At 56.2% G+C, this 12261-nt stretch carries 13 protein-coding genes, 1 tRNA gene and 1 pseudogene; 7 read left to right on the plus strand and 8 right to left on the minus strand.

Translation table 11 applies throughout. The features are described 5' to 3' along the window. Nucleotides 1-174: 174 nt before the first annotated feature. The 4 genes from purK to ppiB form a co-directional block, all read right to left on the minus strand. Entirely contained in the window at nt 175-1239 is a 1065-nt protein-coding gene (gene purK / locus C1Y42_RS01125) for a 5-(carboxyamino)imidazole ribonucleotide synthase (protein WP_058757935.1), read from the minus strand. Further along, nucleotides 1236-1745, minus strand: a complete 510-nt coding sequence (gene purE, locus C1Y42_RS01130; RefSeq protein ID WP_021508633.1) for a 5-(carboxyamino)imidazole ribonucleotide mutase — start codon at nt 1743-1745, stop codon at nt 1236-1238. Before purE ends, purK begins: the two co-directional genes overlap by 4 nt. A gap of 133 nt (nt 1746-1878) precedes the next feature. Continuing rightward, complete coding sequence (locus tag C1Y42_RS01140; protein ID WP_104092671.1) at nt 1879-2595, minus strand: UDP-2,3-diacylglucosamine diphosphatase; 717 nt, start codon at nt 2593-2595, stop codon at nt 1879-1881. Continuing rightward, the gene (gene ppiB, locus C1Y42_RS01145; RefSeq protein ID WP_021508631.1) at nt 2595-3089 is read right to left on the minus strand and encodes a peptidylprolyl isomerase B; all 495 of its coding nucleotides are present in this window, start codon (nt 3087-3089) and stop codon (nt 2595-2597) included. The genes C1Y42_RS01140 and ppiB overlap by 1 nt, the downstream gene beginning before the upstream one ends. A gap of 218 nt (nt 3090-3307) precedes the next feature. Between ppiB and cysS the strand changes: the two genes are divergently transcribed. Then, nucleotides 3308-4693, plus strand: a complete 1386-nt coding sequence (cysS, locus tag C1Y42_RS01150; protein WP_104092672.1) for a cysteine--tRNA ligase — start codon at nt 3308-3310, stop codon at nt 4691-4693. A 148-nt stretch (nt 4694-4841) separates the two neighbouring features. On the opposite strand, the gene ybcJ is transcribed toward cysS, so the two are convergent. Together ybcJ and folD are read right to left on the minus strand one after the other, a co-directional pair. After that, complete coding sequence (gene ybcJ / locus C1Y42_RS01155; protein WP_010618497.1) at nt 4842-5054, minus strand: ribosome-associated protein YbcJ; 213 nt, start codon at nt 5052-5054, stop codon at nt 4842-4844. After that, a complete protein-coding gene (folD, locus tag C1Y42_RS01160; RefSeq protein ID WP_058757932.1) occupies nt 5054-5920 on the minus strand; it encodes a bifunctional methylenetetrahydrofolate dehydrogenase/methenyltetrahydrofolate cyclohydrolase FolD in 867 nt (288 codons plus the stop codon). Before folD ends, ybcJ begins: the two co-directional genes overlap by 1 nt. Before the next feature lie 175 nt (nt 5921-6095). Here folD and C1Y42_RS01165 point away from each other — a divergent pair, with 175 nt between their 5' ends. Then, a complete protein-coding gene (locus C1Y42_RS01165; RefSeq protein ID WP_104093006.1) occupies nt 6096-6599 on the plus strand; it encodes a DUF1198 family protein in 504 nt (167 codons plus the stop codon). 95 nt (nt 6600-6694) lie between these two features. Next, nucleotides 6695-6771 (plus strand) — tRNA-Arg (locus C1Y42_RS01170). Between the two features lie 35 nt (nt 6772-6806). Here the strand turns inward: C1Y42_RS01170 and C1Y42_RS01175 are convergent. Next, a pseudogene (locus C1Y42_RS01175) lies at nt 6807-6944 on the minus strand (integrase); the annotation flags it as partial. 812 nt (nt 6945-7756) lie between these two features. Here C1Y42_RS01175 and C1Y42_RS01180 point away from each other — a divergent pair. The 3 genes from C1Y42_RS01180 to C1Y42_RS01190 all read left to right on the plus strand — a co-directional run bounded on the left by C1Y42_RS01180 (nt 7757) and on the right by C1Y42_RS01190 (nt 10452). Beyond that, a complete protein-coding gene (locus tag C1Y42_RS01180; RefSeq protein WP_104092673.1) occupies nt 7757-9301 on the plus strand; it encodes a methyl-accepting chemotaxis protein in 1545 nt (514 codons plus the stop codon). Between the two features lie 359 nt (nt 9302-9660). Then, nucleotides 9661-10086, plus strand: a complete 426-nt coding sequence (locus C1Y42_RS01185; RefSeq protein WP_233210677.1) for a cell envelope integrity TolA C-terminal domain-containing protein — start codon at nt 9661-9663, stop codon at nt 10084-10086. A 150-nt stretch (nt 10087-10236) separates the two neighbouring features. Continuing rightward, the gene (locus C1Y42_RS01190) at nt 10237-10452 is read left to right on the plus strand and encodes a hypothetical protein (protein ID WP_021508621.1); all 216 of its coding nucleotides are present in this window, start codon (nt 10237-10239) and stop codon (nt 10450-10452) included. A gap of 31 nt (nt 10453-10483) precedes the next feature. On the opposite strand, the gene C1Y42_RS01195 is transcribed toward C1Y42_RS01190, so the two are convergent. Continuing rightward, the gene (locus C1Y42_RS01195) at nt 10484-11563 is read right to left on the minus strand and encodes an NAD(P)/FAD-dependent oxidoreductase (RefSeq protein WP_104092674.1); all 1080 of its coding nucleotides are present in this window, start codon (nt 11561-11563) and stop codon (nt 10484-10486) included. Nucleotides 11564-11639: 76 nt separating this feature from the next. Here C1Y42_RS01195 and C1Y42_RS01200 point away from each other — a divergent pair, with 76 nt between their 5' ends. Further along, a complete protein-coding gene (locus C1Y42_RS01200) occupies nt 11640-12095 on the plus strand; it encodes a MarR family winged helix-turn-helix transcriptional regulator (RefSeq protein WP_058757920.1) in 456 nt (151 codons plus the stop codon). Nucleotides 12096-12261: the final 166 nt, after the last annotated feature.

Consider the following 12261-nt stretch of genomic DNA (forward strand, 5'->3'; position numbering starts at 1 on the left):
CAAACTGAAAAATCGCAGCGCATGGTTCCCTCTCCCACGGGAGAGGGGGCCGATCGAGCCCGTATGCGTGATTCTGCACTTCAGGACATTAAGGTGAGCGTCAAACTGAAAAATCGCACCGTATAATCCCCTCTCCCTGTGGGAGAGGGCAAGGGTGAGGGGAACACCGCGGAACTACAGCTTCGCCACGGCCCACGCAATGCCGCTCGCATAGGCGTCAGGCAGCAGCGGTACCAGCGCATTGAGTGCGGCGGTGAGGCGTGCCGGATCGCTGTCGGTCAGATTCAGGTGGCCGACCTTACGTCCGGCGCGGACTTCTTTGTCGTACCAGTGCAGATGCACCAGCGGCTGCTGCAGCCAGTCGGTATTGAGGTCGGTGCCAATCAGGTTGACCATCACCGACGGCGCAAACACCACCGGCTGCGGTAGCGGCAGACCGAGCACCGCACGCAGGTGCAGTTCAAACTGGCTGATAGAGGCGCCATTCTGCGTCCAGTGGCCGCTGTTGTGCACGCGCGGTGCCAGCTCATTGATCAGCAAGCCCTGCGGCGTGACGAAACACTCCATCGCCATCACGCCCACGTACTTCAGCTCATGCATGATCGCGCTCAGCATCGCTTCTGCCTGCTGCTGTTGCGCGGCATCAGCCTGCGGGAAGGCAACGCTGGTCCGCAGGATGCCGTCCTGATGCAGGTTGTGCGTCAGCGGATAAAACACCGTGCGGCCATCGTGCCCGCGCGCGCCCACCAGCGAGACTTCACCGCTGAAGTTAATACCCTGCTCAACGATGCACTCGCCGTAACACTCATCCGGCAGCGTTGCGGTTTCGTCGGCGCGCAGGCGCCACTGGCCGCGGCCGTCGTAGCCGCCGGTGCGGCGCTTGACGATCGCCAGCTCGCCCAGCGTGCTAAATACCGCCGGCCACTCGCTTTTGTCGGCCAGCAACTGCCATGGCGCGGTTGCCAGGTTGAGCTGATCGAGCAGCTGCTTTTGCGTCAGGCGATCGGCGAGGCGCGGAAAAATATCGCGGTTGACGAACGCCGGATGGTTAGCCAGCTCGCGCGTCAGCGCGGTTTCCGGCCAGCGCTCGATTTCTGCGGTGATTACGCTTTGCGCGATCGGCAGTGCCGACGGCTCCGCGTCCAGCCCGACCGGATACACGGCGATGCCCAGCGGCTCGCCGGCCTGGCGCAGCATGCGGCCCAGCTGACCGTTGCCGAGTACGCAAACTGGCTTCATGCGTCCTCCCGCGGATCCGGATTATTCAGCACCTCATCGGTCTGGCTCTGACGCCAGGCGGCCAGGCGTGCAGCCAGATCGCGATCGTGAATCGCCAGGATCTGCGCCGCCAGCAGTGCGGCGTTGGCGGCACCGGCTTTACCGATGGCCAGCGTACCGACTGGAATCCCGCGCGGCATCTGTACGATGGAGTAGAGGCTGTCCACGCCGCTCAGCGCTGCGCTCTGTACCGGTACGCCCAGCACCGGCAGCAGGGTTTTCGCCGCCAGCATGCCTGGCAGGTGCGCCGCACCGCCGGCACCGGCGATGATCACCTGAAAACCGTTGTCGGCTGCGCGCTCTGCGAAGCTGAACAGCTTATCAGGCGTACGGTGCGCAGAGACCACTTCAACGTGGAACGGGACATCCAGGCTGTTAAGGATTTCCTCGGCGAACTGCATGGTAGCCCAGTCACTTTTGGAACCCATGACGATGGCGATACGGGCCGGGGCGGCGTTGGATGACATGCGGTCAACTCCTGTGAATAATCAAACGAACCTGGCCGGGCGGGCAGGTAAAGAAGGGCACAGAGAATAGCACGAGACAGCGGCAAGGAAAACGGTTGCGTAGGCGGAAAACCGGCATTTCCGCCGCAAACAATCAGAAAGGAAATTCGATTAACTGCACGCCCTGTGCGTCCAGCTGAATCATTGATCCGCGCTCATGCCACGCGCCCAGCACCGCGCGTTGCGCTGGCGTGCCGGCGAGCTCGAACTGATGAATCGCCGGACGATGGGTGTGGCCGTGAATCAGGATCGGCACCTGCTGGCGCGTCAGCGCCGCGGCTACCGCCTGCGGATTGACGTCCATGATGCTCAGTGACTTGTGCTGGTTGGCCTGCTTGCTGTCGGCCCGCATCCGCGCAGCAATGCGCATGCGCAGACGCAACGGCAGCGCGAGAAACAGCCGCTGCAGCCAGCGCTGATGGACTTTGGCGCGAAAACGCTGATAACCGTGATCGTCAGTACACAGCGTGTCGCCATGCATCATCAGCACGCGCTGACCATAGCGCTCCAGCACCTGCTCTTCGGGCAGCAGCGTCATGCCGCTGGCGCGGGCGAACTGTTGACCTAACAGGAAGTCGCGATTGCCGTGAATAAAGAATTTTGGCACCGGCAGGGCACGCAGGGCGTCGGCGATCTGCTGATGCAGCGGATTAGGATCGTCATCGCCAATCCAGGCTTCAAACAGATCGCCAAGGATGTAAAGCGCATCACACTGCTGCGCTTCCCCCTGCAAAAAATGCAGAAAACCGGCAGTGATTGCCGGTTCTTCCTGACACAGATGTAAATCTGCGATAAACAGCGTGCGCGACATTACTCGCTGACGGTCACTTTCTGGATGATCACGTCATCAACCGGCACGTCCTGGTGCATGCCGCTGCGGCCGGTTTTCACTGCTTTGATTTTTTCGACCACGTCCATGCCTTCAACCACTTCAGCAAACACGCAGTAACCCCAGCCCTGCAGGCTTTCGTCACGGAAGTTCAGGAAGTCGTTATCGGCAACGTTGATGAAGAACTGTGCGGTAGCCGAGTGAGGTGCCTGGGTACGCGCCATCGCCAGCGTGCCTTTGGTGTTTTTCAGGCCGTTATTGGCTTCGTTGCGGATGTCTGCTTTGGTGGCTTTCTGCTTCATGCCCGGCTCGAAACCGCCGCCCTGAATCATGAAACCGTTGATCACGCGGTGAAAAATGGTGTTGTCGTAGAAACCTTCACGGCAGTAGTCCAGGAAGTTCTGTACGGTAGCCGGCGCTTTGTCATCGAAGGTTTTGATTACGATATCGCCATGGTTCGTCTGGAAAGTGACCATTATATTCGTCCTGTGGAGGTTGTCGTCAGTATCAACTGCCGCACCGGCAAGGCGGCGGGGCATTTTTGTAGACGCCTCTTATATCACAATTTCCAATAACGCGTCAGTAAGGCAACGGCAGTTGCGAAGCGAGCGATGCACAAGTCGGAAAAATACGGCACAATAACCGGCTACATCAAGAAGGCGTATCCCGCACACGTAAACAACGGAATCGTTCAATGCTAAAGATCTATAACACCCTGAGTCGCCAGAAAGAGGAATTTAAACCCATTCATGCCGGTGAAATCGGTATGTACGTGTGTGGAATCACGGTTTACGACCTCTGTCATATCGGCCATGGGCGTACCTTTGTGGCATTCGACGTGGTCGCGCGTTACCTGCGTTACGTGGGCTATAAACTGAAATACGTGCGTAATATCACCGACATCGATGACAAGATCATCAAACGTGCCAACGAAAACGGGGAAAGCATCGAAACGCTGACCAACCGGATGATCGCCGAAATGCACAAAGATTTTGCCGCGCTGGGTATTCTGCCGCCGGATCTGGAGCCGCGCGCCACGCGCCACATCGCGGAGATCATCGAACTGGTCGGCAAGCTGATCGATCGCGGCCATGCCTACGTGGCGGATAACGGCGACGTGATGTTTGATGTGCTGAGCGATAAAGATTACGGCGCGCTGTCGCGTCAGGATCTCGAACAGCTGCAGGCCGGCGCGCGCGTGGAAGTGGCGGAAGTGAAGCGCAACCCGATGGACTTTGTGCTGTGGAAAATGTCCAAGGCTGATGAGCCGGCGTGGAACTCACCGTGGGGCAACGGCCGCCCGGGCTGGCACATTGAGTGCTCGGCGATGAACTGCAAACAGCTTGGCACCCATTTCGACATCCACGGCGGTGGTTCGGACCTGATGTTCCCGCACCATGAAAACGAAGTGGCGCAGTCGACCTGTGCACATGATGGCCCGTACGTGAACTACTGGATGCACTCCGGCATGGTGATGGTTGACCGGGAAAAGATGTCGAAATCGCTCGGCAACTTCTTTACCGTGCGCGATGTGCTGCAGCACTACGATGCGGAAACCGTGCGCTACTTCCTGATGTCCGGCCACTATCGCAGCCAGCTTAACTATGGCGAAGATAACCTGAATCAGGCACGCGCGGCGCTGGAGCGCCTTTACACCGCGCTGCGCCATACCGATGCCAGCGCGACGCCGGCTGGCGGTGAGGCGTTTGAAGCCCGCTTCCGTAGCGCCATGGACGATGATTTCAACACGCCGGAAGCTTACTCGGTGCTCTTCGATATGGCGCGTGAAGTCAATCGCCTGAAGGGTGAAGATAAAGCCGCCGCCGATGCGCTGGCCGCGAAACTGCGTCAGCTGGCCGATGTACTGGGCATTCTGCAGCAGGATCCGGAGCAGTTCCTGCAGAGTGGCGCACAGGTCAATGCCGACGAAGTGGCAGAGATTGAACACTGGGTGAAAACCCGCGCCGATGCGCGTGCTGCAAAAGACTGGGCGCAGGCAGACATCGCACGTGACAAGCTGAACGAGCTGGGCGTCATCGTGGAAGATGGCCCGCAGGGGTCAAGCTGGCGCCGTAAATAACAAAAAGGGCGAACTGCGGTTCGCCCTTTTTTATACGGCTAACTTTAACCCACTGGTTATGGGTAATTAACCTGATGCACTTATCGTAGCGGCGCAATTCATTGCGCAATAAATTGCGCCGCTACAGGTCCGGATTTGCCTGGTAAAATCAGGCCACAACGGTTACGCGCTGACCGGCAAACTCAACCGTCTGACCGGGAAAAATCTTGCAGCGCTTACGCGTCTCAATAGCACCATCAACGCGCACTTCGCCTTCGTCGATCACCGCTTTGGCCTGCGCGCCGCTCTCCACCCAGCCTTCCAGCTTCAGCAGATCGCACAAATCAACGTGCGCATGTTTACCCAGTGAAAAACTCGCCATTATGCCTGCTCCACATCGTGATATTGCTCGCACGCCAGCAGCGTGTTCTCAATCAGCGTGGCAACCGTCATCGGGCCAACGCCGCCCGGTACAGGCGTGATGTAAGCCGCGCGCTCAGAGGCTGACGCAAAATCCACATCGCCGACCACTTTGCCGCTTTCCAGCCGGTTAATGCCGACATCAATCACAATCGCACCTGGTTTAATCCAGTCGCCCGGGATAAAGCCCGGCTTACCGACCGCGACTACCAGCAGGTCGGCATGCTCAACGTGATGGCGCAGATCTTTGGTAAAACGGTGAGTGACAGTGGTGGTGCAGCCGGCCAGCAGCAGTTCCATGCTCATCGGGCGACCGACGATATTTGATGCGCCAACCACCACGGCGTTCAGGCCGTAAGTATCGATGTTATAGCGCTCCAGCAGCGTCACGATGCCGCGTGGCGTACACGGACGCAGCTTAGGGGCGCGCTGGCACAAACGACCGACGTTATAAGGATGGAAGCCATCAACGTCTTTATCCGGCGTGATGCGCTCCAGCACTTTGACATTATCGATCCCGGCCGGCAGCGGCAGCTGCACCAGAATGCCATCGATAGCGTCGTCATTGTTCAGCTCATCGATCACCTCCAGCAGTTCAGCTTCGCTGGTGCTGGCGGGCAGGTTATAAGCGCGCGACACAAAACCTACCTCTTCGCAGGCGCGGCGTTTGTTCGCGACATAGATCTGCGATGCCGGGTTTTCACCGACCAGCACTACGGCCAGGCCAGGGGCGCGTTTACCGGCAGCGAGACGCTGCTGCACTTTTTCGGCAACCTCAAGGCGCACCTGCTGCGCAATCGTTTTACCGTCAATAATTTTTGCTGCCATCAGAGAGGAAATCCATCTGTAGAGAGTTGAATCGGGGATGGCGCCTATTCTGTCAGAAGCGCGTGCGGCTGTCAGTCACAGATTCGTTTACGCGACCGGTTTCCCGATTTTTCGCCGTGGCGCGCGCCATGCTTAGCGCGTATTATGCCCGCCAGGCAATGATGTGGAACACGTGATGATTTGGTTGATGCTCGCCACGCTGGCGATAGTGTTTGTTGTGGGATTTCAGCTGCTGACCGCCGGTTCGCGCCACGCCGCGCAGGCGCTCAGCAAGCGGCTGCAGCTGCCGCCGGTGCACGTTGAATCGCTGCTTGCGCAGATGGGCAAAGAGGCGGCAAACGAGTTCACCGATTACATTCGCGGCGACAACGAAGCGCACCTCAATAATGGCGCGGCAGTGCTGCTGATCTGGCAGGTGCTGATTGTCGATGGCAGCGATGAGAACGCGCAGCGCTGGCATCACATTCTGACGAAGGCGGGGTTCTCCGCTCTGATTTCACGGCAGCAGCTGTTGCTGGCGCTAGGGTTCCTGCGCCAGCTGGAGCCGGACAGCCAGGAGCTGAATGCGTTACGCGAGCAGTATAATGCGCGCTTTACGCCGCAGGGGATTGAACTGGAAGGGGAATCCGCGGAGGTGAGTAATCTGATCTCGCTGAGTGAGTGGCGTCAGCGTCATTAAGGCGAATTGTTCATTCCCTCGACACTCTGCCGTCCGTTGGCGGCAAAAACGTTGACGCGCCAGCGTGCCGACGTATAATCCGACGCATCTTCTATGCGCCCTTAGCTCAGCTGGATAGAGCACCGGCCTTCTAAGCCGTAGGTCACAGGTTCGAATCCTGTAGGGCGTGCCAAACAAAATCAATCACTTAACAACCTCCTTCAGCCTTCAAAATTTCCCGTGGGACTGATTTGGGACACGACTGCCAAAAATCGCGTCAATTTGCCTCGCATGCTCTGTCAGATGATTCGGTGCCAGGTGAGCATACCGCTGAACCATTTCGATGCTCTCCCATCCGCCTATCTCTGTGCTGATGCCAGAGCACGACATGACAAGGCGAAACGCCAGCTCACTGGGGCATAAGCACCCTGATGAATTATTCTCGTTGACAGTCAACGCGCAATGCCTTTTTAGACAGGAATTATATAAGTTAACCTGACCATTCAGTATAGATGCGATGTTTCCTGCCAGACAGATTTTCTGAACCGCTGTCAGTCAGGCGCGGATGACGATATTCATTGAAAATATTTTAGAAATAATTATGGCACCTGACTCGGGATCGCGTCAGGCCATTCCTGCTAAATACTTACGGCCGTTAATATCAACCTGTCACCTGTTAAGCGGGGATGGTAAATAATAATTAACCTTTTATAAAAACTTTGCGGGCTATTTTTCTCGTTCTGGTTTCGTGGCGTTACGGCTGGATGATAACAGGTGTTTAACGTTGGCACGATTTTAGGTCAATCGAAGAAAATTCAATCATCATTTTTTTCATTAAAATCAATGGTTTTTACCATTTCCCCTCGGCGGATTCAGAATTATTGCGCCAGGAAAAGAACAGGGTGTCAGCGGTAGCATATCGGTGAAAAATTTCCTGGTGCGGACGGTTATGAGCTAGGTATTGATTATTTGCATGCAAGAATTATTTCTCTCAAAAATTCGTTGGTTAATTTTATATTGAGAATGTCACTAATATAGCGATGTGTAGCTGCGTCAATCTGAACGACATGTCCGAAATGAATTTTAAAATTAACCATTCCGGGTGATGAATCTGCGTCACACAATGCCGATAACACATTCATATCTGACACTCTCATCTACTTACAGCGAGAATTAATATGAAAATATCCACCCGACTTGCAACGGGCTTTGGCCTGCTTGTTGTACTTTTTATTATCTGTACCGGCATTGCGCTCAACGCCCTGAGTAATGCGAGCAAAGGTATGGACGATGCGGTTAACGTCAAAATGAAAAAGTATCAGCTGGTGCTGGATATGCGTGGCAGCATCAGGGATATGGGCATTGCGGTTCGTAACCTGGCGCTCTTAACAGATATTGAGGCAATGAAGCCTGAATGGGAGCGCGTACAAAAACAAGAAGCGCAGTATATAGCCAGCCGTAAGGCTCTGGCTGAGGTGATGCAGGAGGATTCAACACCGCAGGGGCGGGAAGTCATGAGCCGCATTACTGAAGCTGAGGAGCCTGCACTTTCGTCGCTGAAGCAGGCTGGCCGGCTCGGGCTTGAAAATCGTGCTGAGGAAGCCACTGCCTATCTGCTGAACGTCACGCGCCCGGTGCAGAGTACCTTGCTCAAAGCGCTTAATGACATGACGCTGGTTCAGATGAAAAACACGCAGTCTGCTGTTGAAACTAACAGTCAGGCGACACGCCGGGCATCGCTGATCCTGATGTTGCTCGCGGCCGCATCAGCACTGCTGGCAGTGGGAACGTGCGTTATGACCATTCGCGTACTGATGCGTCAGTTGGGCGGCGAGCCTGTACAGGCGCAGACTCTTGCGGCAACCATTGCTTCTGGCGATTTGACGACGCCTGTAACGCTGCGAAACAATGACAGTACCAGCCTGATGGCTTCTCTGGATGGCATGCAGGCAAACCTGCGTGGTCTGGTGTCAAAGATAAAAGACTCTGCTGCTTCAGTGGCGCTGGCGGCGGATGAGATATCACAGGGCAATACAGAATTGTCATCCCGCACTGAGGAGCAGGCTGCAGCACTGCAGGAAACTGCGGCCAGTATGGAGCAGCTTACCGCCACCGTGAAAAGTAATACGGCCGGCGCGCAGCAGACCGCTGGGTCTGCCCGGGATGCGGCAACGCTGGCACGCGCAGGTGAGGCCGACGTACAGCGTATGTCTGAAACCATGAATGAGATCTCATTGAGCGCGACAAAGGTACGGGACATCACCTCCGTGATCGAAAGCATTGCCTTCCAGACCAACATTCTGGCGCTCAACGCAGCGGTGGAGGCCGCCCGGGCAGGTGAAGAAGGACGCGGTTTTGCCGTGGTTGCCGGTGAAGTCAGAACGCTTGCACAGCGCAGTGCAAATGCTGCTCGCGACATCAAACAGCTGATTGAACAGGCCGTTGAGCAGGTCGAAAGCGGTGTTGAGGTGGCAGCAGGTACAGGGCAGAGCATATTGAAGATTGTCAGCATGGTGGGCGAACTGGCAGAGGCCATGGATAATATTTCACTGGCTTCTTCAGAACAGATGCAGGGCATTTCTCAGGTTAGCATTGCGGTAAGTCAGATGGATGGTGTCACGCAGAATAACGCTGCGCTGGTTGAAGAGTCCTCTTCGGCGTCTCAGTCTCTCTCTGAGCAGGCGCACGCTCTGCGGGGGATGGTGGACACATTTCGTGTCTGACGTAAAAGGGCTCAGCGTTCCTGAGTAGAAATCAGACTAAGGACGCTCAATAAATCACGTGCATATTGGGGATTGAGTCGGGTGGGGCGGAAAGATCTTTGCTGAATTTATTCTGCAGCCGTCCCGACCTTTCAACAGAAACCTATCCCTGCATGTCAGGCTGGCCAAAACACGCTGGCCTTATTTCGCAACCTTTGATGGGGTCTGCGAATTGGCATGAGACGTTACACTGTTTATTCTCACATCTGGAATGCGGTCGGTTGCTGGGGTGAGTATTCGCTGCCAATGCGAAAGCAACCCGATAGCAGGCACGGTTTCCGCAATCTATCCGGGATGCTATAAATGCATAAATGATCTGCATGGATGCCATGATGAAAAAAACACTCTCACTTATCGCCGTCATGTTATTAGTCGGCTGCCAGTCCCATACTAAACAAACAACAAGGCAGTCATTCAGGTTTCCAACCGCTTCCGAGATAAGAAGCGAGTGCGAATCGCAAACCTCCTCGCAAATAGCAAATAAAGATACGCATCTGTGGCTTTGTCAGGTCGTTACCGCAATACAGTATCGGTTTTTTGACGCGAATTTATATCACGGTAAGACCTGTGATTTGGTCATTACGCAACCCTTAGGTCAGCCACCGACAAACGTCACTGCGCAGGGCGGAGATGCTGATCTGTGCGCCGTCGCTATCAATGCGGTAAAGCAGGCGATAGATGCCAACACCTTCCCCATGCGGCCTGTGTATCTGAAAGAAAAGATACCGGTGCGTTTTGCGCCCTGACTGACTTTGTCCTGAGCAGACCGTTGCTGCATAAGCGTAACCATAGGTAACAAAGTTCGCCGTTTACCTCCTGTATATCATGCCGTCAGTGCTGCCAGGCTATGCTCAGCATTACTGACATAACACGTATCTTTATGGAGATTTACGGCAATGAAAAAACAGTGGATTGCGGCCCTGGCAGCGGCAGGCCTTCTTTTAGTCGTTAGCGCCCAGGCAGAGGCAAAAGGGTGCCTGAAAGGCGCCGTCGCTGGCGGCGTGGCAGGTCATCTGGTTCATCATGGCGTTGCCGGTGCGGCAGCTGGCTGCGCGGTGGGCCACCACATGGCCGCCAAAAAACAGAAAGAGGCGGAACAAAAGCAACAGTAAACCGCGGGTGGCGGGTCACGTAAAACTGGTGTCAGGCTCTCTCATCGAACCAGTTCTGAAACCCCGCTATTGCATCAGGCATCATGTCGCGTGCGCGTTCCATAATCAGGGTCTCCGCAGAGCGCAGTCCGTTCTGCGGGTGCGAGGCCTCGCACAGTGCCAGAGCCAGGTCTGAAGCATCAAGCATCGCCAGGTTGACTCCGACGCCAACCGGCGGCATCAGGTGAGCGGCATCGCCAATCAGGGTGATGCCCGGCCGTGGTGCCCAGCCAAAATCGGCGGGCAGGCTGTAAATCGGGCGTCTGACATAGTCACCGGTGGCGTTTACCACCAACTGCAGGGAAGCGGCCCAGTCGCGGTAGCTGTCGCGCACCCAGGCGGTGAGGCCGGAGGAGGCTATGTGTTGATCGATGACATCAGGGGCGCGCTTCATCGCCGCATAGACGCAAATCCTCCCGCCGCCGTTGCGTTGCGTGACCAGCGCCTGCGCACCGCTGAAGCTGAACGCGGTCCCGTTGCCGGCAATGCTGTTGATTTGGTCGGACGGGTGATCTATCCAGCCTTCGAAAAAGGTAATGCCGGTATAAAACGGACGTACCGGTGTCAGATAACGGCGGACCCGCGACCAGGCACCGTCTGCACCAATCACGATATCGGCTTCGTAGCGCCTGCCGTTTCTGAATACCAGCCCGTGCGCTTTTTGCTGGCCATAGTCAACGTAATGCAGTTTGTGATTCCACTGCAGGGTCTGCGGCAGCAGGGCGCTCAGCAGCAGGTTTTTCAACTCGCCGCGATCGATTTCCGGTTTATCCATTTCACCTTCCGGCGTGAATCTGTCGACCTCAATGTCTCCGGTAAGGTAATTCAGCATCCGGCTTTCCTGATCATCATGCCTGGCGATACTGATGAACTGCTCCAGCAGGCCCGCTCTGCGCAGCGCCACCTGGCCGCTGTCAGCATGCAAATCCAGTGAGCCGCCCTGACTCCGCGCAGCATCCGCCGGCTCATCCTCAAACACCGTCACGTTAAAACCGTGGCGCTGAAGAATCACGGCCGCCGTGAGGCCTGCCGGGCCGCCGCCCACGATAGCGATAGTCAGTTTGTCCGACATGCCTGTTCTTCCCCGATGTAAAGTGGATACTGTATAATCACAAAGTTGACATATCAACTACGTGGCGGGATAAATAATGGGCAGCACAGAGATTTCAGACGCAGAGTGGCAGGCATGGCGCGGATATCGCCGGCTTGCTGAAATCATCACCGGACGCATTGTCAGAGAGATCAATGAGGCGACCGGGTTGTCCGGCCCGGATTTCATGATCCTGATGGAAATCAACCGCAGTCCGCAGGGCGTACTGCTGCAGCGTGAGCTGCTGGAATACCTTGAATGGGACAAGTCGCGGCTATCGCACCAGCTTTCACGTATGGCCGCCCGGGATCTGGTACAGCGCAGCCGCGCGACTCGCGCAGGGATTTCAGTCCGCATGACAGAGGCCGGGAGCCAGCTGCTTGCTACAGCGCGGCCGATACATGCCGCGGGCGTGCGGCGAAATTTCCTCGATTTGCTGACGCCGGAAGACATCGAAGGGCTGATCGCCATCACCGGGCGGTTACGGCAGTCAGCCAGCGGTTTTATCGAATAATTCCCGGCCGATCAGCTTCAGACACTCCTTCTGCAACCGGCACAATCGCGGCAGCCGTTAACGGGCTCATGTGAAAGTTTAATTAAAACAGAGGATTGTGTTTTTCACGCTGTCAGGCTGTTGACAGCCTCTTCGTGCTGGTCCTAAATTGAGCAGTCGCTCTAAT

Source organism: Pantoea sp. ICBG 985 (assembly GCF_002928365.1).
Classification (GTDB): domain Bacteria; phylum Pseudomonadota; class Gammaproteobacteria; order Enterobacterales; family Enterobacteriaceae; genus Pantoea; species Pantoea dispersa.

Coding starts and splice junctions, on each gene's coding strand:
- purK (WP_058757935.1), bottom strand. CDS start 1,239: ATGAAGCCAGTTTGCGTACTCGGCAACGGTCAGCTGGGCCGCATGCTG.
- purE (WP_021508633.1), bottom strand. CDS start 1,745: ATGTCATCCAACGCCGCCCCGGCCCGTATCGCCATCGTCATGGGTTCC.
- C1Y42_RS01140 (WP_104092671.1), bottom strand. CDS start 2,595: ATGTCGCGCACGCTGTTTATCGCAGATTTACATCTGTGTCAGGAAGAA.
- ppiB (WP_021508631.1), bottom strand. CDS start 3,089: ATGGTCACTTTCCAGACGAACCATGGCGATATCGTAATCAAAACCTTC.
- cysS (WP_104092672.1), top strand. CDS start 3,308: ATGCTAAAGATCTATAACACCCTGAGTCGCCAGAAAGAGGAATTTAAA.
- ybcJ (WP_010618497.1), bottom strand. CDS start 5,054: ATGGCGAGTTTTTCACTGGGTAAACATGCGCACGTTGATTTGTGCGAT.
- folD (WP_058757932.1), bottom strand. CDS start 5,920: ATGGCAGCAAAAATTATTGACGGTAAAACGATTGCGCAGCAGGTGCGC.
- C1Y42_RS01165 (WP_104093006.1), top strand. CDS start 6,096: ATGATTTGGTTGATGCTCGCCACGCTGGCGATAGTGTTTGTTGTGGGA.
- C1Y42_RS01180 (WP_104092673.1), top strand. CDS start 7,757: ATGAAAATATCCACCCGACTTGCAACGGGCTTTGGCCTGCTTGTTGTA.
- C1Y42_RS01185 (WP_233210677.1), top strand. CDS start 9,661: ATGGATGCCATGATGAAAAAAACACTCTCACTTATCGCCGTCATGTTA.
- C1Y42_RS01190 (WP_021508621.1), top strand. CDS start 10,237: ATGAAAAAACAGTGGATTGCGGCCCTGGCAGCGGCAGGCCTTCTTTTA.
- C1Y42_RS01195 (WP_104092674.1), bottom strand. CDS start 11,563: ATGTCGGACAAACTGACTATCGCTATCGTGGGCGGCGGCCCGGCAGGC.
- C1Y42_RS01200 (WP_058757920.1), top strand. CDS start 11,640: ATGGGCAGCACAGAGATTTCAGACGCAGAGTGGCAGGCATGGCGCGGA.